The following is a 21,925-nucleotide window of genomic DNA, read 5'->3' as shown; positions in this document are numbered from 1 at the left end:
ATAAGTGTTTTTGCGGTCATCGAGTAAACTGTTAATTTCACATGCTTTACTTAAAATTACAAAGTAAAAAACGACTTTTATTACTTGTCAAAGATTGTTATTTTTATATATGATTATGTTGAGAATGTACATAAATTGTAAGTTTGTAGAAAAGAGGCACTAAATGAAAATTTTATTTGTTGGAGATGTAGTAGGCTCGCCAGGTAGAGCTATGGTAAAGGAGTACTTACCAAAATTAAAAAAGAAATATCGACCACAAATATCGATTGTCAACGGTGAAAATGCCGCTGGTGGAAAAGGTATTACCCAGAAAATATATAAGGGCTTTCTCGATGCGGGCGCTCAAGCAGTTACATTAGGTAACCACTCTTGGGACAATCGGGAAATCTTTGAATTTATTGATGATGCAAAAACGTTAGTGCGTCCAGCTAACTATCCAGAAGGAACCCCAGGAAAAGGTTATACAATTGTTAAGATTAATACTATAGAGCTCGTTGTAATTAACCTAATGGGAAGAACATTTCTTCCGCCAAATGATTGTCCTTTCCGTAAAGTAGATGAAATTATAGAGCAAGTAAAAGATAGAACTCCGTACATTTTTGTTGATTTCCACGCAGAAGCAACGAGTGAAAAACAGGCGATGGGTTGGTATTTAGATGGAAGAGTAACTGCAGTAGTAGGAACACACACACATGTTCAGACTGCCGATCAGCGTGTTTTACCAAACGGTACTGCATATATTACAGATGTCGGAATGACTGGACCCTATGATGGGATATTAGGGATGGATCGTACTGCAGTATTAAATAAATTTTTGACGAATTTACCTGTAAGATTTGAAGTCGCTATAGGTAGAGAACAATTAAATGCTGTCGTAATTACAGTTGACGATAAAACAGGTCGAGCAAAATCGATTGAACGTGTATTGATTAACGAGGATTCTCCATTCTTCGAATAATAAGTGAAAGAATATTTTGAAAATACCTCCTTATAAGCAGGAATATTAGAAAATTTCGGGAATATATTTAATAAGCGGCAATATTCATCATTAAGGAGGTACAAGAAATGGAGATATTAAAAGTTTCAGCAAAATCTACACCTAACTCTGTAGCAGGAGCGCTTGCAGGTGTCATAAGAGAACGAGGCGCAGCAGAAATTCAAGCTATTGGCGCTGGTGCTCTAAATCAGTCTATAAAAGCGATTGCAATCGCTCGAGGGTTTGTTGCACCTAGTGGAATTGATCTTGTTTGTATTCCTGCTTTTACGGATATTGAGATTGATGGTGAAGAAAGAACAGCTATAAAGTTAATTATTGAGCCAAGGTAATGCTCGAACACGAAAGGGCTAACTAATGCGTACTTGTCTTTTAGAGGATAATGACGCTTAATAGTTAGCCTTATTTTTATGGATATTATTAAGTTTGTAAAAAAAAAATTAAAAAAATAATAAAAACCTTTGAAGTAGGTAGTCAACATTTGTTAAAATTATGACAAGATCGTGAACAACTTTTTGTTCCGATTAATTTTGACAATATTCATACGTTTTCACTATTCCGTAATATTTTCCTTATAAGTCTTGCTTTTTCTTATGGATAGATTTATTATTGTAATCGTTTAGTACATAATTATTCATCATGAGCATGACAGGTAAGTTACCCTCAGTTTGCCTAGTGAATTTACAAAGGGATTTACTATGCTATAGTGGAAACAGTCATTCTCATTCAATACGCCAAAGGGGTGGAGAAAATGATCAATCAACTTTCTTGGAAAGTTGGAGGACAGCAAGGGGAAGGTATTGAAAGTACCGGAGAAATCTTTGCTATTGCACTTAATCGTTTAGGGTACTATTTGTACGGGTATCGACACTTTTCTTCTCGTATCAAAGGTGGACATACGAACAATAAAATCAGAGTAAGCACAAAGGCACTTAATGCAATTTCAGACGACCTAGATATTCTCGTGGCATTCGACCAAGAGACTATTGATGTAAACTATCATGAGCTTCGTGAAGGTGGTATTGTTGTTGCTGATGCAAAATTCAATCCTACACTAGCTGAAGACGCTAAAGCGACATTGTATGCGGTTCCATTTACTGAAATTGCCAATGACCTTGGAACTTCACTAATGAAGAACATGGTAGCAGTTGGTGCATCAAGTGCTATTCTTGGTTTACCAGTGGAGTCATACCGTGAAGTTGTTGAAGAAATCTTCAAGAAAAAAGGTATGTCAGTTGTCGAAAAAAATATGGAGGCTATTCAAGCTGGTGCTGACTTCTTCAATAAAGAAGCTGGTGGTCAAATTGAGTCTCTACAGTTAGAAAAAGCTGATGGTAAGAAGCGTATGTTCTTGATCGGTAACGATGCGATTGCAATGGGTGCAGTAGCTGGTGGATGCCGTTTCATGCCTGCATACCCTATTACTCCTGCTTCAGAGATCATGGAGTACTTAATTAAAAAACTTCCTGAATTTGGTGGGACAGTTATCCAAACCGAAGATGAAATTGCTGCAGTAACGATGGCAATAGGTGCTAACTATGCTGGTGTACGTACACTAACAGCTTCAGCTGGTCCTGGTTTATCACTGATGGCAGAAGCAATTGGTCTTTCAGGTATTACAGAAGTTCCATTAGTACTCGTTGACACACAACGTGGGGGTCCTAGTACTGGATTACCAACAAAGCAAGAGCAATCAGACTTAATGGCAATGGTATATAACACTCACGGTGATATTCCGAAAGTTGTTATTACTCCAAGTACAGTAGAAGAGGCATTCTACGATACAATTGAAGCGTTCAATATTGCTGAAGAGTATCAATGTCCTGTTATTATTGTAACTGACCTTGCTTTATCGTTAGGTAAGCAAACAGTTGAGCCATTAGATTACAATAAGATTGAAGTTCGTCGCGGTAAGTTTGATATAAATGAAGAGTTACCTGAGCGTGTAGATGGAGAGTACTTCAAACGCTTCTTAGTAACTGAAGATGGAGTGTCACCACGTGTTGCTCCAGGAATGAAAAATGGTGTTCACCACGTAACTGGTGTAGAACATGATGAAACAGGGAAACCATCTGAAAGCCCTGAAAATCGTGTAGCACAAATGGACAAGCGATTACGTAAATTAAACACGCTAGCAGACCGCTTCGATACACCGGTATATACGAATGCACCACATGAAGAAGCAGATCTATTAGTTATTGGTATTAACTCTACTCGTGGTACAATTAACGAAGCAATGCCGCGATTAGAAGCTGATGGAATTAAAGTAAACCATGCACATGTACGTTTACTACACCCATTCCCGACAGAACAATTAAAGCCATTAATGGATCGTGCTAAGAAAGTTGTAGTTGTTGAGAATAACGCAACTGCACAATTAGCAAGTATTATTAAGATGAATGTTGGCGGAACAAATGTTGAGAGCATGCTTAAATATGACGGTAACCCATTCCTGCCATCAGATATCTACAAACAATGCAAGGAGTTGGTCTAAATGGCAACATTTAAAGACTTTCGTAATAAAGTAAAGCCTAACTGGTGCCCTGGGTGTGGAGATTTCTCGGTACAGGCAGCTATCCAACGTGCCGCTGCAAATGCTGGATTAGAACCAGATAATCTTGCTGTTGTTTCTGGTATCGGATGTTCAGGTCGTATTTCAGGTTATATTAACTCATACGGTTTCCATGGTGTTCATGGTCGTGCATTACCAATTGCACAAGGTGTTAAAATGGCAAACCGTGAATTAACAGTTATCGCTTCAGGTGGAGACGGTGATGGATTTGCAATTGGTATGGGTCATACAGTTCATGCTATTCGTCGTAACATCGACATTACGTATATCGTAATGGATAATCAAATTTACGGTTTAACAAAAGGTCAAACTTCACCTCGTAGTGAAATGGGCTTTAAAACAAAGAGTACGCCAGGTGGTTCAATTGAGTCTGCATTAAACGTTATGGAAACAGCTCTTACTGCTGGAGCAACATTCGTAGCGCAAAGCTTCTCAAGTGACCTTAAGGAACTTACATCTTTAATTGAACAAGGGATTAACCATAAAGGTTTCTCACTAATCAATGTATTCAGTCCTTGTGTTACGTTTAATAAAGTTAACACATATGACTGGTTTAAAGATAACTTAACTAGTCTTTCTTCTATTGAAGGTTACGATCCATCTAATCGTATGCAAGCGATGCAAACATTAATGGAGAAAAATGGTCTAGTTACAGGTCTGATCTACCAAAACAAAGAGAAGAAATCGTATCAAGAATTAGTTACTGGATACGATGAGAACGGTCTTTCTAAACAAGACTTGAAACTTGATGAAGAGAAATTCAACCAACTAATGGCTGAATTCATGTAATTAGATACTTACAAAAAGAGACGTTCAATTTATAAATTGAACGTCTCTTTTTTTTTCACCACAAAAACGACACAATTTAAAGAAATTTCAGAATTTTTTAACAGTCAGTAGTTAACTTTTTGGTATTAAATGATAATATAGTTTTGTAAGAGAAAATCGTATTGGGGGAGAGGTAGGATGTTTAGTTTTTATTCACGTATTGTTGTGGCATATGACGGTTCTACTTTAGGTAAAAAAGCATTAGAAATGGCAAAAGCATTAGCAAAACAAGATAATAAAATTGAAGTAAATGTTCTTTATGTACTTAACCCTAAATATTTAGGAAGTGAGTTTGGAGTCTATGAAATGCTTTTAGAAAACCAAAAAGAAAAAATAACAAAAACCCTAGATGAAGCAAAAGCAACAATGGAGGAGTTAAATAATCCGAAAGAATACGTAGTCCTTAATGGAAATCCTGCAGAAATGATTATTGAGTATTCTAAACAAAAAGATATTGATTTAATTGTAATTGGAAGCAGAGGATTAAGTACAATCAAAGAAATTGTATTAGGTAGTGTAAGTCATAATGTCGTACAGCATGCACATTGCCCTGTACTTGTAGCTAAATAAAATAGTGATGAAACGTGCGTTTGGTCTATGAGCAACGCACGTTTTTTTTATTATGCTCTTTTCTGATAGGTGATTTGGTAAACTTGGTTTCTATGGGACCACCCGCTAAAGCCTGAAGTTTAAGAAAAGAGCCACTTTATTAAATAACTTGATTACTTTATAATTCTATCTTTGTTTAAAAGTTTCATTAACTCTTCAATGGTTATTCATTTGAAATGTTGTGTAGAATGATAGAAGCGTATATAATATTATTTTGTACGTCTACATTATATTTCTCTAAAATACGAGAAAGGAGTCTAGATATGATGAATGATAACAACAACAAAAGCAAAAAGGTTTCCACACAGGACGTAAAATCCTCTAGTGGGAATAGTGCTAAAGACTATAGCAAATATTTCGACTTCTCTAATGCGAAAGTGTCAGAGAGAGAAGATGGTAAAAAAATAATGAAAATTAGTGGGCGCAGTATCTTAATTAGTGATCAACCTGACTATTCAAAAGGTAAACGCCGTGGTAAGGAAGATGTTCAAGTTCATTACGATTTTAATATTCCTGAAGATATGAAAGAAATCGGCAAAGGGAAATCCTTCTTAATTCGCACGTATGGATGCCAAATGAACTACCATGATACAGAAAACATGGCTGGAATGTTACTAGAACTTGGCTTTACTGAAACTGAAGATACGAATACAGCAGATATTATTATTCTTAACACATGTGCTATCCGTGAAAATGCAGAAAATAAAGTATTCGGTGAAATTGGTAATTTAAAGCCTTTAAAAAGAGAGAGACCAGAATTGATCCTAGCGGTCTGTGGTTGTATGTCCCAAGAAGAAGGCGTAGTTAACCGCATTATGCAGAAACATCAGCACATTGACTTAATTTTTGGTACTCACAATATTCACCGCTTACCACACTTATTAAAAGATGCAATCTTTGGTAAAGAAATGGTTGTTGAAGTATGGTCTAAAGAAGGCGACATTGTTGAAAATATGCCACGTAAGCGTCAAGGGAATACACAAGCATGGGTAAATATTATGTATGGCTGTGATAAGTTCTGTACGTACTGTATCGTACCTTATACGCGCGGGAAGGAACGTAGTCGACTTCCAGAAGATATTATTTCAGAAGTACGTGAATTAGCTCGCCTCGGCTATAAAGAAGTAACTCTACTTGGTCAGAACGTAAATGCATATGGTAAGGATATTGAAGGGATTGAATATGGTTTAGGAGACTTAATGGATGAGCTTCGTAAAATTGATATCCCAAGAATACGTTTTACAACAAGCCACCCAAGAGACTTTGATGATCACTTAATTGAAGTCCTAGCTAAAGGCGGAAACTTAGTGGAGCATATTCACTTACCTGTTCAGCATGGAAATACTGGAATATTAAAATTGATGGCAAGAAAGTATTCACGTGAGCAATATTTAGAATTAGCTGGTAAAATAAAAGAAGCCATTCCAAATGCATCTTTTACGACTGATTTAATTGTTGGTTTTCCTAATGAAACCGAAGAGCAGTTTGAAGATACACTTTCATTAGTACGTGAAATTGAGTTTGACAGTGCTTTTACGTACATTTACTCCCCACGTGAAGGAACGCCTGCAGCAAAAATGGTTGATAACGTACCAATGGAAGTTAAAAAAGAAAGACTAGCTCGATTAAATGCATTAATTAATGAAATTTCAGCTAAGAGAAACTTAGACTATCAAGATAAAGTAGTCGAAGTTTTAGTTGAAGGAGAAAGTAAGAAGAATCCAGATATCTTATCAGGCCGTACACGTACTAATCGTCTTGTAAACTTTAAAGCACCTAAGTCAGTCATTGGTAACATAGTATATGTAAAAGTAACAGATGCTAAAACGTGGTCGCTAGATGGTGAAATGGTTGAATTAGTAGAGGTGAAGGAATAATGGGAAAAGTGTACACGAAACGTGAAATTGTAGAGAAAGCAACAGAACTTGCAAAAATGATCGCCGAAACAGAAGAAGTAGATTTCTTTAAGAAAGCAGAAAAGCAAATTAATGAAAATGTAAAAGTCCAGGAATTAATGGCTAAAATTAAGCGTACACAAAAGGAAGCAGTTAACTTACAGCATTATGGTAAAATAGAAGCTCTTAAAAAAGCAGAAGCAAAAATTGATGCTTATCAAGAGGAACTAGACCAAATTCCGTTAGTACAGGAATTTAAAAGTAGCCAAATGGAAGTAAACGATATTCTTCAACTGGTTTCATCATCGATTTCTAACACAGTGACTGATGAAATTATTAAGTCCATGGGTGGAGATCTATTAAAAGGAACAACGACTAAAAGTCCATTTAGCTCAGGTGGTTGCAAGAGCTAAAGAAAAGAAGCCTGCTTATTATGAGCAGCGCTTCTTTTTTTGTTTCGGGGATGGACTCAAAATTTTTTTTGTGAGGGCTGACTCCTCATCTTTGGTTATCAGTGCCAGTTTTAACAGCGTTTAAATAAAAGATAAAAGATAAAGATACATATTTCTTTCATGTTTTTTAAATATGTGAATACTCTATATTAATCAATGAAAAACTGCCCAAAAAATAAATCAAATCAAATCTAGAAAAAGGGGACATAATTACGAAGTTTGACTCATATCGTTTTATAGATTATGTGTATTGAAATTATCAACTTTTTTTACAAGATGAAATTTATTTTTTTGGCACAATGGTTATTCGCCCTGCATAGGATGGAAGTGAAGAAATTGGCGACGCTAGTTTGATCTAAGACTAAGACATCGTATTTATGAAATTAGATGGACGCCCGTCTAATTTATCGGACTAACCAAGTCAGGCTTTCTCCTATGACTTAACTTCGACAAGAGACACGATGTTGAAGCGAAGTACTTACGGCGACATGCCGAGTTTTTCTAACGATTTGATCGAGGAGGGTTCACTCATGTCACAAACAGATAACTTAAATTATCGTGAAATTATTACGAAGGCGGTTTGTGGTAAGGGAAGAAAGTTTACTCAAGCTAGTCACACAGTAAGCCCTTCCCATAAGCCTACGAGCATTCTAGGTTGCTGGATTATCAATCATAGGTACGAAGCGGCTAAAAAGGGTGATGCGGTAGAGGTGAATGGTAGTTATGACATTAACTGCTGGTATTCTCACCAAAATAACACGAAGACTGAAGTAGCTACTGAAACTGTCACGTATACTGATGTTGTTCCGTTACAAGTAAAAGACGACAATATTATGTCTGATGATGTTCAAGTGATGGCAAAAGCAATTCAACAGCCAAATACACTTGAAGCAACGATTTCACCAAATGGCTCAAGTGTTGTTGTTCAAGTAGAACGTGAATTCTTGACTGAAGTAATTGGTGAAACAAAAATTCACGTCGCTGTTCATCCTGATGGTACGATTGCCGAGTTAGATCCTGCGATGTTTGAAGAAGATGTAACGGATGAAGAGTTTGAAGATCTAGACCCTAACTTTATGATGGGGGACACAGAAGAATAGTTGATAAATGAACTAGGAAGGAAAGTGCTTCCTAGTTTTTTTATTTTAGGTGTCAGGCACCTTTAGCATGCTAAAGGTGCCTGACACCTCTTCCTTTGTTATGGTATAATAATAGCGTAAAAAGTAGAATTTTGGGGGATTACAATGGCACAGCATACGCCTATGATACAGCAATACTTAGCAATTAAGGCACAATATAAAGATGCCTTTTTATTTTTTCGTTTAGGAGATTTTTATGAACTATTCTTTGAAGATGCAAAGCTTGCTGCCAAAGAATTAGAAATCACATTAACTGGAAGAGGAAGTGATAAAGAAAGAATTCCTATGTGTGGAGTTCCCTATCACTCCGCTGAACAATATATCACGCAATTAATAGAAAAAGGTTATAAGATTGCACTTTGTGAACAAGTTGAAGATCCGCGAGAAGCGAAAGGGGTCGTTAAACGAGAAGTTGTGAAGTTAATTACCCCTGGAACGGTGATGGACGGCAAAACAATAACTGATAAAGAAAATAATTTTATCACCTCTGTATCTTACTTCGACGAAGGAAAATTTGGCTTTGTTCGTACAGATTTAACGACAGGAGAAAGTGCCATTACTGTACTTACAGGTGGTATAGATGAAGTGATCTTTGAACTGGCCTCTGCAGGAGCAAAGGAAGTGATAGTTTCCCCTGATTTTGATGAAACATATCTTGAAATGATCAAGCAACGTTTAGCCATTACAATATCATTTGAAGCGGTTGAGGCTGTCCCTGAATACTTTCACCCCATTTGTGCAGGAATCCAACATGATCAACTTTTAGCAACAATAGGAAGACTTTGTAATTACTTAGTTCGAACCCAGCGACGGTCGCTAGATCATTTACAACAAGTTCAATATTATACGTCCAATCAATATATGAAAATAGATTACCATTCAAAACGAAATCTAGAATTGATTGAGACCATTCGTGAGAAAAAGAAAAAAGGTTCATTGCTATGGATTGTTGATGCGACAGTAACTGCAATGGGTGCACGATTACTAAAAAAATGGCTAGAAAGGCCATTAATTAATCAAACCGAAATTGAAGAGAGATTAACCGTAGTTGAAACCTTTATTGAACAGTTCTTTGCAAGGGAGGAATTACGAGAAGCCTTAACTGATGTATATGATTTAGAACGGCTTGCAGGTAAAGTAGCTTATGGTAATGTTAATGCGCGTGAACTCGTACAGTTAAGGAGATCTCTTCAGCAAGTTCCTAAGATTGTGCAAATCGTACAACAGCTAAATGTTCCGTTAACTAAAAGATTAATTACAACAATTGATCATTGTGAGGAGTTATTAGATTTATTAGAAACGAGTATTGTTGATGATCCTCCGCTATCTGTTAAGGATGGGGGAATGATTAAAGCTGGATTTAATAGTGAACTAGATAGCTATAGAGATGCTAGTTTAAATGGGAAGGAATGGATTGCAGCACTTGAGCAAAAGGAAAGACAAGAAACGAATATCAAATCACTTAAAATCGGCTACAACAAAGTATTCGGTTATTATATTGAAGTGACGAAAGCCAATATCCCAAACCTTCCTGAAGGACGATATGAAAGAAAACAAACGCTAGCGAATGCAGAACGCTATATTACACCTGAACTTAAAGAAAAAGAAACACTCATCTTAGAAGCAGAGGAAAAAATTGAACAACTTGAATACGATTTGTTTCAAATGATTCGTGAACAAGTCAAAAGCTATATACGACAACTTCAGCAACTAGCAAAAACGATTAGTACACTTGATGTTTTACAAAGTTTTGCAACTGTAAGTAACGAGCAGCGCTTTGTAAGGCCTCATTTAACAGACAACCGAGAAATTCAAATAGAAAGTGGTCGTCATCCAGTTGTCGAAAAAATGATTGATCGCGGACAATATGTTTCCAATGATGTTGTCATGAACCGTGAACGAGAGATCTTATTAATTACTGGACCGAATATGGCAGGTAAAAGTACGTATATGAGACAACTTGCCTTAACAGCCATTATGGCTCAAGTCGGTTGTTTTGTACCTGCAACAAGTGCTGTCCTTCCAGTTTTTGACCAAATATTTACAAGGATTGGTGCTGCGGATGATCTTGCAAGTGGACAAAGCACCTTTATGGTTGAAATGTTGGAGACTAAACATGCGCTAATGAATGCAACTGAAAATAGTTTAATATTATTAGATGAGATTGGTAGAGGAACATCAACTTATGATGGAATGGCACTCGCTCAAGCGATCGTTGAATATATTCATGAGCAAATTGGCGCAAAAACTCTGTTTTCAACTCACTACCACGAACTTACAGCACTTGAACAACAACTAGAACGACTAAAGAACGTCCATGTTTCAGCGGTAGAAGAAGATGGGAAGGTCGTATTTTTACACAAGGTTGTTGACGGACAAGCTGATCGAAGCTATGGGATTTATGTGGCGCAATTAGCAGAACTTCCGGAACATGTTATTGTAAGAGCTGATGAAATTCTACATCAGTTAGAAGGGGAAGAAAAACAAACCGTATTACCATTAAGGGCTGAAGCTAAGGATCAAGAGGATCAGCCTGTACAGTTATCCTTGTTTGGTGAAGAAGAAAAACAGTCTAAGAAACCTCAAACCACTTCAGCCGAAACAGGAATTATAAAGGATCTTAAAAAGTTGGACATCCTCAATATGACACCATTAGAAGCACTTAAAATATTAAATGACATTCAACAACGATTAAAAAAATAAAGGGAGGTGCGTGAAGCCATGGGGAAGATTGTAAAGTTAGACGAGCAGCTTTCGAATAAAATTGCAGCTGGGGAAGTGGTGGAGCGCCCCGCTTCAATAGTTAAAGAGCTAGTTGAAAACGCAATTGATGCAAAAAGTACACAAATTGTAATTGAAGTTGAAGAAGGTGGCCTGTCTAAAATTAGAATACTTGATAATGGAGATGGGATTTTACCAGAGGATGTTGAAACGGCTTTTTATCGTCATGCTACAAGTAAAATAAAAACTGACAAAGACCTTTTTCATATTATGACCTTAGGGTTTCGAGGTGAAGCATTACCTAGTATCGCTTCTGTATCTTACCTGGAATTAAATACGAGTACAGGAACGGGTGTTGGTACAAGTATTAAATTAGAAGGTGGAAAAATTGTATCTAAACAGGCTGCCAATAGTAGAAAAGGAACTGAAGTTACAATTACAAATCTTTTCTATAATACGCCAGCAAGGTTGAAATATTTAAAAACGGTCCATACTGAACTAGGCAATATTAGTGATATTGTAAACAGGATTGCTTTAGCTCACCCAGACATTTCATTTCAACTTTTTCATAATGGTAAGCAAATGCTTCAAACCAATGGCAATGGAAGTCAATTACAAGTGCTTCATTCAATATATGGTTCTACCGTGGCTAAACAAATGCTTCCAATTGAAGCTGAAACTATTGATTTTAAAGTTACAGGTTTTATCGTAAAACCAGAAGTGACGAGGGCTTCTCGGCAATATATGTCCACATTTATAAACGGAAGGTATATTAAGAATTACTCTTTGGCGAGAGCGATTCAAGAAGGCTATCACACCCTTCTTCCGATCGGTCGTTATCCAATTGTTGTATTAAATATATCGATGGATCCTTTACTGATAGACGTAAATGTTCATCCCTCCAAATTGGAGGTTCGATTAAGTAAGGAAGAGGAACTAACAAAGCTTGTGAAAGAGGGCATTCAAAGCGTTTTCAAAAAAACACAACTGATTCCTGAAGTCGTCAGGGAAAAGAAGGAAAAGCCAAAGTCCGAACAAATCTCTTTTAATCTTACTCATGAAGAGCCTAAACCGATTGTATTTAGAGCAACGACTCCAAAAAATGATGAAAAAAAAGCCCCAGAGCCTACCGAAAAAGCTGACCAACATCCAACAAATGATGCGATTGTCAAAGATGTAATAGTACTTAAAGAGTCATTAGAGCAATGTGAGAAATCAGTTTTAGAAGAAGAGATCGATGTAATATCGGTAGAGGAAGTGAGAAAAACTGACCGTGTTCCGACTCTTTATCCGATCGGGCAGATGCATGGGACGTACATTCTTGCGCAAAATGAACAGGGGCTTTATATTATTGACCAACATGCTGCTCAAGAAAGAATTAAATATGAGTATTTTAAAGAAAAGGTAGGCCAGGTTACTGCAGAACTCCAAGAATTACTTGTGCCTATTACACTAGAATGTACTCATAGTGAATTTATCTTACTAAATGAATTTACAGAAGAGCTAAAGCAAGTTGGGCTGTTTCTAGAGCCTTTTGGCACACAAACGTATATTATTCGTTCATATCCTACCTGGTTACCTAAAGGTCAAGAGGATGAAACGTTAAGGGAAATGATTGACGAAATCCTGTCCAAGAAAAAAATTGATATTAAGAAACTTCGTGAAGAAGCAGCTATTTTAATGTCGTGTAAGGCAGCAATTAAGGCGAATCGTCACTTAAGAACAGATGAGCAATTTGCATTGTTAGAAAGTTTACGTAAATGCATCGACCCATTTACATGTCCACACGGGCGACCAATTCTAATTCATTACTCTACTTATGAAATGGAAAAGATGTTTAAAAGAATTATGTAGTACAACTTTAAAAGTGCCGAAAAAATATGAAAATGATTATAGAGCTATGCTTGTGGATATACTGATAGATGGCTTATCTACTAATTAGTTGCGAGTCGGTTATAAAAAAGTCTATAATTAATTAGGTAGCATTAATAGTGACGTGGAGAGATAGTGTGTATATAACAACAGCCTTAAAGCATAATGAAAAATTAGTAGAACAAGCCATCAAAATAAGTGAAGATCTAGAAGCGCTATTTATTGAACGAGAAGATAAACCTATAGAGGTTTTGATAGAAGAGCTGAAAAATGACATATTTATTGTCGGGAAGGAAAAGCTCTTCTATTACTCGGTTCATTCAACCGACCCCTTCTTTTTTCACCCTAACTCAGCGATGTTTCGTGTTAAAAGATTGCAAAAGGATGGGTATGATCCGTTAATAGAAGCGTCACAATTACAAGAAGGGATGACTCTATTAGATTGTACACTAGGACTTGGTTCGGATGCGATTGTTGCTCAAAGCGTTGTTGGTTCAGCAGGGAAAGTTGTTGGGATTGAAGGAAGTAGACCGATAGCTTATATTGTAGATAAAGGTTTGAAACAGTGGGATTCTGGTAATAACTTATTCAATCAAGCGATGCGTTCTATACAAGTCATACAAGGGGAACACCTTGGCATTCTCCAAAGATTAGAATCGAACAGCTATGATGTCGTATATTTCGACCCAATGTTTGAAACTGCACTTGAAACCTCGCAAGGAATTTCGCCCTTAAAGTCATTAGCGCTTTATCATACGGTTTCAGTTAAAGCGATAGAAGAAGCAAAAAGGGTAGCGAGGAAAAGGGTCGTTTTAAAAGACTACTGGAAAAGTGAAAGGTTTGCTGACCTTGGCTTTGAAGTGATTAAGAGGCGAACGGCAAAATTTCACTTTGGATACATAAACCTAAATACGGATTATTTGAAGTGAAAAGGATACAAAGGGTGTTGTCATGAAGGAGAAGCTTGTTGTAATAGTGGGTCCTACAGCGGTTGGTAAGACGAAGGTGGGAATTGAGTTAGCAAAACGACTTAATGGGGAAATAATAAGTGGTGACTCAATGCAAGTTTATAGGAAAATGGATATCGGAACAGCCAAAGTAACTGTAAACGAAATGGATGATATCCCCCATCATTTAATTGATATTAAGGAACCGACGGAGCCATTTTCTGTTGCTGAATTTAAAGATCTTGTTCAGCCGCTTATTAGTTCGATAAATGAACAAGGAAAGTTACCTTTTATTGTTGGTGGTACGGGACTCTATATAAATTCAGTTATTCAAAACTTTAATTTTGCTAATACACCAACAGATTTGCAGTTTAGAGAAGAAATGGAGCAGTTTGTAAAAGAGCACGGAGTGGAAAAGCTTCATCATAAATTAAAGGATGTTGACTCAGTAAGCTATGCTTCCATCCATCCAAACAATTACAGAAGAGTCATTCGTGCTTTAGAGGTAATAAAACGAACGGGCAAGACATTATCTGAATACCAGCAAACACAAACAACTGAGTCGCCATATGATTTTGTTTTTATAGGTTTAACGATGGAACGCGATATATTATACGAAAGAATAAATCATCGTGTCGATCTTATGGTTGAACAAGGTTTAATTGAAGAAGCGAAAAACTTATATAAAAAAGGTGTTAGGGATTGTCAGTCTGTTCAAGCAATAGGATATAAAGAGATCTATGAATACATAGAGGGAAAAGTCAGTAAGGAAGAAGCGATAGAAACATTAAAGCGGAATTCAAGGCGATATGCAAAAAGGCAATATACGTGGTTTCGTAATAAAGCAAATGTTCATTGGTTTGACATGACAGATGCAAACTTTATTAAAAAGATTACAGAAATTCAACATTTTATAGAAGGAAAGCTTTATAATCATAGCGAAATTAAATAATAGTACATAGAAGGGGGACTAATAAATGAAGCAATCCGTTAACATTCAAGACCAATTCCTAAACCAACTACGTAAGGATAATATCGCAGTTACTGTTTTCTTGTTAAATGGTTTCCAGTTACGTGGGCTAATTAAAGCGTTTGATAATTTCACAATTATTCTCGAGAGTGAAGGAAAACAGCAACTTGTTTATAAACATGCTATTTCAACTTTTGCTCCACAGCGTAATGTTCAAGTAAACATTGATCCAGAACAACAATCATAATTGTTGGAATTGGTGAGGGTCACTTTTAAGTACTATGTACTGGGAGTGGCCCTCTTTCTATTGTTTTATCCTAAGAATTTTTATAGGCATCTGTCACAAAAATTAGGCATTTGCGTATAGTATTGTAACCGATTGTAAATTGAGGGGTGAAACAATGAAAAACACAACAGTTACCCGCTCGAAAGGACAAATTAATGTTGTCCTGAACCGTGAAAATAATCGAGATAAGGAAAGTTTATTTCGAAAAGAACAATCATTTGGAAATACATTGGCTGAAAAACATGAAGTGCTTGAACGTATGGAAAAAGAATTATCCTCACTAGTAGGATTACACGATGTAAAACGCTTATTAAAAGAAGTATATGCGTGGCTTTACATTAATAACTGTCGTAAAGAAAATGGTTTAAAAAGTTCAAAGCAATCACTGCATATGATTTTTAAGGGGAACCCAGGAACTGGGAAAACAACGGTAGCTCGGTTAATTGCAAAAATGTTTCATGAAATGGAAGTGTTATCGAAAGGTCATCTAATTGAAGTTGAAAGAGCTGACCTAGTAGGTGAATATATTGGACATACAGCACAAAAAACGAGAGAAGTGTTGAAAAAGGCATTAGGTGGTGTCCTGTTTATTGATGAAGCGTATTCCCTAGCACGTGGTGGGGCAAAAGATTTCGGGAAAGAGGCAATTGATACCCTTGTAAAAGCTATGGAAGATCAACAACATGACTTTATTTTGATTTTGGCAGGTTATGGTAGAGAAATGGACTATTTCTTGTCGTTGAATCCTGGATTACCTTCACGTTTTCCAATTACTATCCCATTTGAGGATTATTCAACAGAAGAGTTAATGCAAATCAGCGAGATTATGTTAGCTGAAAGAGAATATCAGCTTTCAAGACAGGGAGAACAAAAGATAAAAGAGTATTTAAGAAGAATAAAAGGAGAGCAAGGAAAAACGTTTAGTAATGGTCGTTTTGTGAGAAACTTACTAGAGCAAGCCATTCGTACTCAGGCTGTTCGGCTACTTGTAGAAGGAAAGTATGATCGTCAATCTCTTTCGACTCTTCAAGCAGAGGATTTTGACTTTGAAAAGTCTAGAGTTCAACCGTTTTCTTGAGAAGGGAAGATAGGTCAATACTAAATGGTGATGATATGGTACTGTTTCTATTAGGTGACACACAAGTCTAAATGAGTATCTCGCACGCATTGTGTATTTTATTTCGTAGGGAGGGTCCAATCTATAATTTGTGTTAAAAGTGTACCTTATACCTTTCTTGACATTTAGTGGACCAATGTGTAATATCTTCAAGACGGAATAGATAAGCGAAGGTTGTGAGTTCATAGTGCAAGAGGTTAGAAATGAAACAAAAGAACGTGTCATTTTAGCAGGTTGTCAAACAAAAGATAGAACTGATGACCATTTCTTATATTCAATGGAAGAACTTAAGTCCTTAACAGCAACAGCTAACGGTGAAGTTGTTGCAACGATTGATCAGAAAAAAGTTTCAATTGACCCAGCAACATATTTAGGTCGGGGGAAGATTGAGGAGCTATCACTACTGATTGAAGAAAAAGAACCAGATATTGTTATTTTCAACGATGAGCTATCAGCAGGTCAAATTAGAAATATATCTTCAATTTTTGGAGAAAGTGTTCGCGTAATCGACCGTACTCAACTAATATTAGATATATTTGCGCAAAGAGCGCAATCGAGAGAGGGTAAGCTCCAAGTAGAGCTTGCCCAATTAAATTATCTCCTACCACGTCTTATGGGACGAGGGTTAGCTTTGTCACGTTTAGGTGGAGGAATAGGGACTCGTGGGCCAGGGGAGACTCAGCTTGAAACCGACCGTAGGCATATTCGCCGTCGCATGGATGAAATTAAGCAGCAGCTATCAACGATCGTACAGCATCGTAAACAATATCGCGAGCGTAGGAAAGAAAACCAAGTGTTACAAATTGCTTTAGTCGGATATACAAATGCTGGAAAGTCTACAATACTTAATCGATTAACTGCAGCAGAAACTTTTGAACAAAATTTATTATTTGCGACTTTGGATCCGACAACAAGAAAAATGAAGCTTCCTAGTGGAATGAATGTATTACTATCTGATACGGTTGGTTTTATTCAAGATCTTCCGACCACTTTAATAGCAGCATTTCGTTCAACATTAGAAGAAGTTCAAGAAGCTGATCTTATTTTACATATCATTGATGCTTCCCATGAAAATTTCAGTGAACATGAGAAAACGGTTCTTAAGTTATTAGAAGACCTTAAAGTCAATGAAATACCGATGCTAACCGTCTATAATAAAGCAGATTTAATTCAGGATAAAGAAGATGTCTTTGTCCACTCATCAGAACTATTAATTTCTGCAAAAGACGAAAAACAGCTTGAAAAGCTCCGAGGAAAAATCGAAGAAACTCTTAAACAAGAGATGGATTTATATAATGTACAAATTCATTCGGATGAAGGAAAGTTATTAGCTAGAATAAAAACAGAAACGATCTTAATACAGCAAAGCTGGGATGAAGAAACTGAAACTTATGAATGCGAAGGATATGTTCACCCAAAACATTCACTTGCTCACCAGCTAAAACAAATAGATCGATAACTAATAGGGAGAAGAATATGTACAAACAGTTTTCATATGGACAGCAACTTCAATCAATTGTTGAGCAGACAGAACAGAAATTAACAGAGCTATTTGGGGAAATTGACCGCGTGACTGAAACGAATCAGCTACGGGTTTTACAATCTTTTCAAAAGTTCCAAGTGAGTGACTTTCATTTTACACCCTCGACAGGATACGGGTATGATGATACAGGAAGAGATACACTAGAAGCGATTTACGCTGATGTATTTGGAGCGGAGGCAGGTTTAGTGCGTCCCCAAATTATATCGGGTACACATGCGATCGCTACAGCACTATTTGGTGTACTGCGTCCTGGAGATGAATTAATATATATAACTGGTAAACCGTACGACACACTAGAAGAAGTAGTAGGTATAAGAGGTAGTGGAAACGGTTCATTAAAGGAATTCCACGTTTCTTATAATGCAATCCCACTAACAGCTGAAGGGAAAGTAGATTTTGTAGCTGTAGAACGTGCGATTACAGAAAAAACAAAAGTCATTGGGATACAGCGTTCTAAAGGGTATGATAATCGCCCTTCTTTTACGATAGATCAAATTGCAGAAATGATTTCGTTTGTAAAAGAAATAAAGAGTGATGTTATTGTATTTGTTGATAATTGTTATGGTGAGTTTGTAGAGTTGAAGGAACCATGTCATGTCGGTGCTGATTTAATGGCGGGGTCTCTAATCAAAAATCCTGGTGGTGGAATTGTCAAAACGGGTGGTTATTTAGTAGGGAAAAAAGAACTTATAGAACTAGCCTCCTATAGATTAGCTGCGCCTGGGATTGGCGCTGAAGGTGGAGCTTCTTTATACAGCTTACTTGAAATGTACCAAGGCTTCTTCCTAGCTCCTCATACAGTAGCGCAAGCGTTGAAGGGAGCTCATTTTACGGCTGCTTTCCTTAAAGAATTAGGAATGAACACGCAACCAGCATGGGATCAGAAAAGAACAGACTTAATCCAATCTGTTCAGTTTGATAATCATGAAAAAATGGTAGCTTTTTGTCAGGCGATCCAACAAGCATCACCTATCAATTCACATGTCGTCCCACATCCAAGTCCGATGCCAGGTTACGAGGATGATGTAATAATGGCCGCAGGTACTTTTATACAAGGGGCAAGTATTGAACTAACAGCAGATGGTCCATTACGACCACCTTATGCGGCTTATGTTCAAGGAGGATTAACATATTCCCACGTTAAAATTGCAGTAATAAAAGCAGTTAATCATTTATTGGAAAAGGGACATATTAATTTATGATTGGAAGAGCACTCTTTATGGTGCTTTTTTGTTGTGTTATGGCTTATTGTGGTTATAAAAGTTTGGGGATCGTCGCATTTTCTAGTTGGACAAGAAAGTGAACAAATAAGGATTAAATGAAAGTTAAAAAAAGAGCGAAAAAAGTAATAATTTGAAGAAATCCGATGTTAACTAACCTAACATCTATTGACATCATAGCTAACATCTATTATTCTAATAGTAAGTTCTAGAGAAGGAGGTCTGGTTATGAGCGATCAAATTCGTCGTAATATGCCACTGTTTCCAATAGGTATTGTTAAACAGTTAACAGAGCTATCAGCAAGACAAATTCGTTATTATGAAGAGCATGAACTCGTTCATCCTGTAAGAACAAATGGTAATCAACGTTTGTTTTCATTTAATGATATAGATAGGCTACTTGAAATAAAATCCTTAATTGAACAAGGTATTAATATTTCTGGGATAAAGAAAATACTTGAATTGAATGAGAAAGCGAATGAAATGGTGGAGCTAGCTCAAGGTAAACCAGCTGAAATCTCTGACAAAGAACTTAGAAAACATTTGAAGAATGAACTGATAATGGCTGGTCGAAACGGAAAGGCTTCTATTATACAGGGGCAGTTATCTCGTTTTTTCCACTAATAATCAATTCTTTTGATAAATACTTGAAAGGGGAATACATACTATGGCTAAATTTACTAAAGAAGATATTCTAAAGGTAGCAAAAGAAGAGAATGTTCGTTTTATTCGTTTACAGTTTACTGATTTAATGGGAATTATTAAGAACGTTGAAATTCCTGTTAACCAGTTGCCCAAAGCATTAAGTAATCAAATGATGTTTGACGGTTCATCGATCGAGGGATTTGTTCGTATTGAAGAGTCGGATATGTATTTATATCCTGATCTTGATACTTGGGTAATCTTCCCTTGGACTTCTGAAAAAGGTAAAGTAGCACGTCTAATTTGTGATGTCTACCAACCAGGTAAGCCAGGTGAAGCACCAACTCCATTTGCAGGTGACCCTCGTGGTATTTTAAAACGCGTACTAAAAGAAGCAGAAGAATTAGGATTTACATCATTTAACATCGGGCCTGAACCAGAGTTCTTCCTTTTCAAAAATGATGAAAAAGGCGAGCCGACTCTAGAATTAAATGATAAAGGTGGTTACTTCGATTTAGCTCCTACAGATTTAGGGGAAAACTGCCGTCGTGATATTGTACTAGAGTTAGAAGAAATGGGCTTTGAAATTGAAGCATCGCACCATGAAGTAGCTCCAGGACAACATGAAATTGATTTCAAGTATGCTGATGCAATTAAAGCTTGTGATGATATCCAAACATTCAAGCTCGTTGTAAAAACAATCGCTCGTAAGCATGGACTACATGCGACATTTATGCCGAAACCATTATTTGGTGTTAATGGATCGGGTATGCATTGTAATATGTCATTATTTTCAGCTGAAGGAAATGCTTTTTACGATGAAAATACAGAATCTCAATTAAGTGAAACAGCAATGCAATTCCTAGCTGGTATCTTAGATCATGCAGAAGGTTTTACAGCAATTACAAATCCACTTGTAAACTCATATAAGCGATTAGTTCCTGGTTATGAAGCACCGGTATATGTTGCATGGTCTATGCGTAATCGTAGTCCGTTAATTCGTATTCCAAACTCTCGTGGTCTAAGTACACGTGTAGAAGTTCGTTCACCAGACCCAGCTGCAAACCCATATTTAGCGATGGCTGTAATGTTAGCTGCAGGACTTGATGGAATTAAGCGTAAGCTAACTCCACCAAAAGCTACTGATCGTAACATCTACATCATGAGTAAAGAAGAGCGCGAGGAAGAAGGCATTAAAGATCTTCCAGCAACATTAAAAGAAGCAATGGATAAATTAGCTCAAGATGAAGTGTTAATCAAAGCTTTAGGTGAGCATGCAGTTGAACACTTTATTGAGGCAAAAGAAATTGAGTGGGATATGTTCCGTACGCAGGTTCACCCTTGGGAGCGCGAACAGTATCTATCTTCATATTAATAGTTATTTAAAGGGGACGTGTAATGCGTCTCCTTTTTTTGTTGTTACAACATTTTATTGAATTAAAAAAAAACCGCTTGTGATGTGACCCCTAAAAGTTAGAGTTTTATATTAAGCAGCTAATTGGCTGGTGTGAATTCGGTATTGAATCGGACTCATGCCTGCCAATTTTTGTTTTATGCGTTTATTATTATAATATTCAATATAGTCTTCAATCTTCTTTTTTAAATCTTCAAATGAACAACGTGCTTCTCCATAATACATTTCTTGTTTTAATAAACTAAAAAGGTTTTCTATTGGTGAATTATCTATACAGTTTCCTTTTCGAGACATGCTTTGAAATACTTTGTTCTCTTTTAACGTCTTTACCCATTTATTATGCTGATAATGCCAACCTTGATCAGAATGTATGGTTGTTCTGTACTTGGAATCTTTTACAATTATAAGGGCTTCTTCAAGAGGTTTTAGGACAAGGTCTAAAGTTGGACGACTACTAATTCCAAATGAAAGAATTTCACCGTTAAACATGTCCATAATTGGGTTTAGATACAGCTTCATCCCATCTAAACACTTAAATTCAGTGATATCTGTTGTTAGTTTTTGATGGCTTACATTGGTATGAAAACGACGGTTAATCAGGTTCTTCGCTATATTACCAACTGGCCCTTTATAAGAACTGTACTTACGTGATTTTCGTCTAAATTTATCTCCCTTAAGTCCAAGTTTCTTCATAATTCTGTAAA

General features: G+C 36.6%; 18 protein-coding genes and 1 pseudogene. 18 read left to right on the top strand and 1 reads right to left on the bottom strand.

Translation table 11 applies throughout. The features are described from left to right. The first annotated feature begins 163 nt into the window (after positions 1–163). The 18 genes from GKP30_RS03155 (at position 164) to glnA (ending at position 21,182) form a co-directional block, all read left to right on the top strand. Positions 164–958 carry a TIGR00282 family metallophosphoesterase gene (locus GKP30_RS03155; RefSeq protein WP_216827914.1) on the top strand — a complete coding sequence of 265 codons (795 nt, stop codon included), beginning with the start codon at positions 164–166 and terminating at the stop codon, positions 956–958. 107 nt (positions 959–1,065) lie between these two features. Then, positions 1,066–1,326, top strand: coding sequence for a stage V sporulation protein S (locus tag GKP30_RS03150; protein WP_216827913.1), 261 nt, complete (start codon positions 1,066–1,068; stop codon positions 1,324–1,326). A gap of 419 nt (positions 1,327–1,745) precedes the next feature. Beyond that, positions 1,746–3,488, top strand: coding sequence for a 2-oxoacid:acceptor oxidoreductase subunit alpha (locus GKP30_RS03145; RefSeq protein WP_216827912.1), 1,743 nt, complete (start codon positions 1,746–1,748; stop codon positions 3,486–3,488). After that, positions 3,489–4,355 (top strand): 2-oxoacid:ferredoxin oxidoreductase subunit beta, encoded by an 867-nt coding sequence (locus GKP30_RS03140; RefSeq protein ID WP_216827911.1) that lies wholly within the window; start codon positions 3,489–3,491, stop codon positions 4,353–4,355. It abuts the gene before it with no gap. A 177-nt stretch (positions 4,356–4,532) separates the two neighbouring features. Next, on the top strand, positions 4,533–4,964 hold the full coding sequence (locus GKP30_RS03135) for a universal stress protein (protein ID WP_216827910.1): 432 nt from the start codon (positions 4,533–4,535) through the stop codon (positions 4,962–4,964). 302 nt (positions 4,965–5,266) lie between these two features. Continuing rightward, positions 5,267–6,880: a tRNA (N6-isopentenyl adenosine(37)-C2)-methylthiotransferase MiaB gene (miaB, locus tag GKP30_RS03130; RefSeq protein WP_407928577.1), complete on the top strand. Its 1,614-nt coding sequence runs from the start codon at positions 5,267–5,269 to the stop codon at positions 6,878–6,880. After that, positions 6,880–7,311 carry a RicAFT regulatory complex protein RicA family protein gene (locus tag GKP30_RS03125; RefSeq protein WP_216827909.1) on the top strand — a complete coding sequence of 144 codons (432 nt, stop codon included), beginning with the start codon at positions 6,880–6,882 and terminating at the stop codon, positions 7,309–7,311. The genes miaB and GKP30_RS03125 overlap by 1 nt, the downstream gene beginning before the upstream one ends. 569 nt (positions 7,312–7,880) lie before the next feature. Continuing rightward, a complete protein-coding gene (locus GKP30_RS03120; RefSeq protein WP_216827908.1) occupies positions 7,881–8,450 on the top strand; it encodes an outer spore coat protein CotE in 570 nt (189 codons plus the stop codon). 144 nt (positions 8,451–8,594) lie between these two features. Next, positions 8,595–11,192: a DNA mismatch repair protein MutS gene (mutS, locus tag GKP30_RS03115; protein ID WP_216827907.1), complete on the top strand. Its 2,598-nt coding sequence runs from the start codon at positions 8,595–8,597 to the stop codon at positions 11,190–11,192. A gap of 18 nt (positions 11,193–11,210) precedes the next feature. Next, on the top strand, positions 11,211–13,064 hold the full coding sequence (gene mutL / locus GKP30_RS03110; protein WP_216827906.1) for a DNA mismatch repair endonuclease MutL: 1,854 nt from the start codon (positions 11,211–11,213) through the stop codon (positions 13,062–13,064). 155 nt (positions 13,065–13,219) lie between these two features. Beyond that, positions 13,220–14,011 (top strand): class I SAM-dependent methyltransferase, encoded by a 792-nt coding sequence (locus GKP30_RS23390; protein WP_216827905.1) that lies wholly within the window; start codon positions 13,220–13,222, stop codon positions 14,009–14,011. Between the two features lie 22 nt (positions 14,012–14,033). Then, complete coding sequence (gene miaA, locus GKP30_RS03100; RefSeq protein ID WP_216827904.1) at positions 14,034–14,981, top strand: tRNA (adenosine(37)-N6)-dimethylallyltransferase MiaA; 948 nt, start codon at positions 14,034–14,036, stop codon at positions 14,979–14,981. A gap of 25 nt (positions 14,982–15,006) precedes the next feature. Beyond that, entirely contained in the window at positions 15,007–15,246 is a 240-nt protein-coding gene (hfq, locus tag GKP30_RS03095) for an RNA chaperone Hfq (RefSeq protein WP_075386030.1), read from the top strand. A 154-nt stretch (positions 15,247–15,400) separates the two neighbouring features. Next, a complete protein-coding gene (gene spoVK / locus GKP30_RS03090) occupies positions 15,401–16,363 on the top strand; it encodes a stage V sporulation protein K (protein ID WP_216827903.1) in 963 nt (320 codons plus the stop codon). 226 nt (positions 16,364–16,589) lie between these two features. Further along, positions 16,590–17,861, top strand: a complete 1,272-nt coding sequence (hflX, locus tag GKP30_RS03085; RefSeq protein WP_216827902.1) for a GTPase HflX — start codon at positions 16,590–16,592, stop codon at positions 17,859–17,861. A gap of 17 nt (positions 17,862–17,878) precedes the next feature. After that, positions 17,879–19,147 (top strand): methionine gamma-lyase family protein, encoded by a 1,269-nt coding sequence (locus tag GKP30_RS03080; RefSeq protein WP_216827901.1) that lies wholly within the window; start codon positions 17,879–17,881, stop codon positions 19,145–19,147. 246 nt (positions 19,148–19,393) lie between these two features. Further along, positions 19,394–19,789 (top strand): MerR family transcriptional regulator, encoded by a 396-nt coding sequence (locus GKP30_RS03075; protein ID WP_216827900.1) that lies wholly within the window; start codon positions 19,394–19,396, stop codon positions 19,787–19,789. A gap of 43 nt (positions 19,790–19,832) precedes the next feature. After that, entirely contained in the window at positions 19,833–21,182 is a 1,350-nt protein-coding gene (glnA, locus tag GKP30_RS03070) for a type I glutamate--ammonia ligase (protein ID WP_216827899.1), read from the top strand. Between the two features lie 111 nt (positions 21,183–21,293). Here the strand turns inward: glnA and GKP30_RS03065 are convergent. Beyond that, a pseudogene (locus GKP30_RS03065) lies at positions 21,294–21,920 on the bottom strand (IS3 family transposase); the annotation flags it as partial. Positions 21,921–21,925: the final 5 nt, after the last annotated feature.

The organism is Alkalihalobacterium elongatum (genome assembly GCF_019024285.1).
GTDB classification, from domain to species: domain Bacteria; phylum Bacillota; class Bacilli; order Bacillales; family Bacillaceae_F; genus Alkalihalobacterium; species Alkalihalobacterium elongatum.
This window is presented reverse-complemented; position numbering and strand designations above follow the sequence as displayed.

Excerpts from the sequence above, each read along its gene's own strand:
- GKP30_RS03140 (WP_216827911.1), top strand. The coding sequence starts at position 3,489 with ATGGCAACATTTAAAGACTTTCGTAATAAAGTAAAGCCTAACTGGTGC.
- GKP30_RS03080 (WP_216827901.1), top strand. The coding sequence starts at position 17,879 with ATGTACAAACAGTTTTCATATGGACAGCAACTTCAATCAATTGTTGAG.
- GKP30_RS03075 (WP_216827900.1), top strand. The coding sequence starts at position 19,394 with ATGAGCGATCAAATTCGTCGTAATATGCCACTGTTTCCAATAGGTATT.
- mutL (WP_216827906.1), top strand. The coding sequence starts at position 11,211 with ATGGGGAAGATTGTAAAGTTAGACGAGCAGCTTTCGAATAAAATTGCA.
- hfq (WP_075386030.1), top strand. The coding sequence starts at position 15,007 with ATGAAGCAATCCGTTAACATTCAAGACCAATTCCTAAACCAACTACGT.
- mutS (WP_216827907.1), top strand. The coding sequence starts at position 8,595 with ATGGCACAGCATACGCCTATGATACAGCAATACTTAGCAATTAAGGCA.
- GKP30_RS03145 (WP_216827912.1), top strand. The coding sequence starts at position 1,746 with ATGATCAATCAACTTTCTTGGAAAGTTGGAGGACAGCAAGGGGAAGGT.
- miaA (WP_216827904.1), top strand. The coding sequence starts at position 14,034 with ATGAAGGAGAAGCTTGTTGTAATAGTGGGTCCTACAGCGGTTGGTAAG.
- GKP30_RS03120 (WP_216827908.1), top strand. The coding sequence starts at position 7,881 with ATGTCACAAACAGATAACTTAAATTATCGTGAAATTATTACGAAGGCG.
- GKP30_RS03155 (WP_216827914.1), top strand. The coding sequence starts at position 164 with ATGAAAATTTTATTTGTTGGAGATGTAGTAGGCTCGCCAGGTAGAGCT.
- GKP30_RS03135 (WP_216827910.1), top strand. The coding sequence starts at position 4,533 with ATGTTTAGTTTTTATTCACGTATTGTTGTGGCATATGACGGTTCTACT.
- miaB (WP_407928577.1), top strand. The coding sequence starts at position 5,267 with ATGATGAATGATAACAACAACAAAAGCAAAAAGGTTTCCACACAGGAC.
- spoVK (WP_216827903.1), top strand. The coding sequence starts at position 15,401 with ATGAAAAACACAACAGTTACCCGCTCGAAAGGACAAATTAATGTTGTC.
- GKP30_RS03125 (WP_216827909.1), top strand. The coding sequence starts at position 6,880 with ATGGGAAAAGTGTACACGAAACGTGAAATTGTAGAGAAAGCAACAGAA.
- glnA (WP_216827899.1), top strand. The coding sequence starts at position 19,833 with ATGGCTAAATTTACTAAAGAAGATATTCTAAAGGTAGCAAAAGAAGAG.
- GKP30_RS03150 (WP_216827913.1), top strand. The coding sequence starts at position 1,066 with ATGGAGATATTAAAAGTTTCAGCAAAATCTACACCTAACTCTGTAGCA.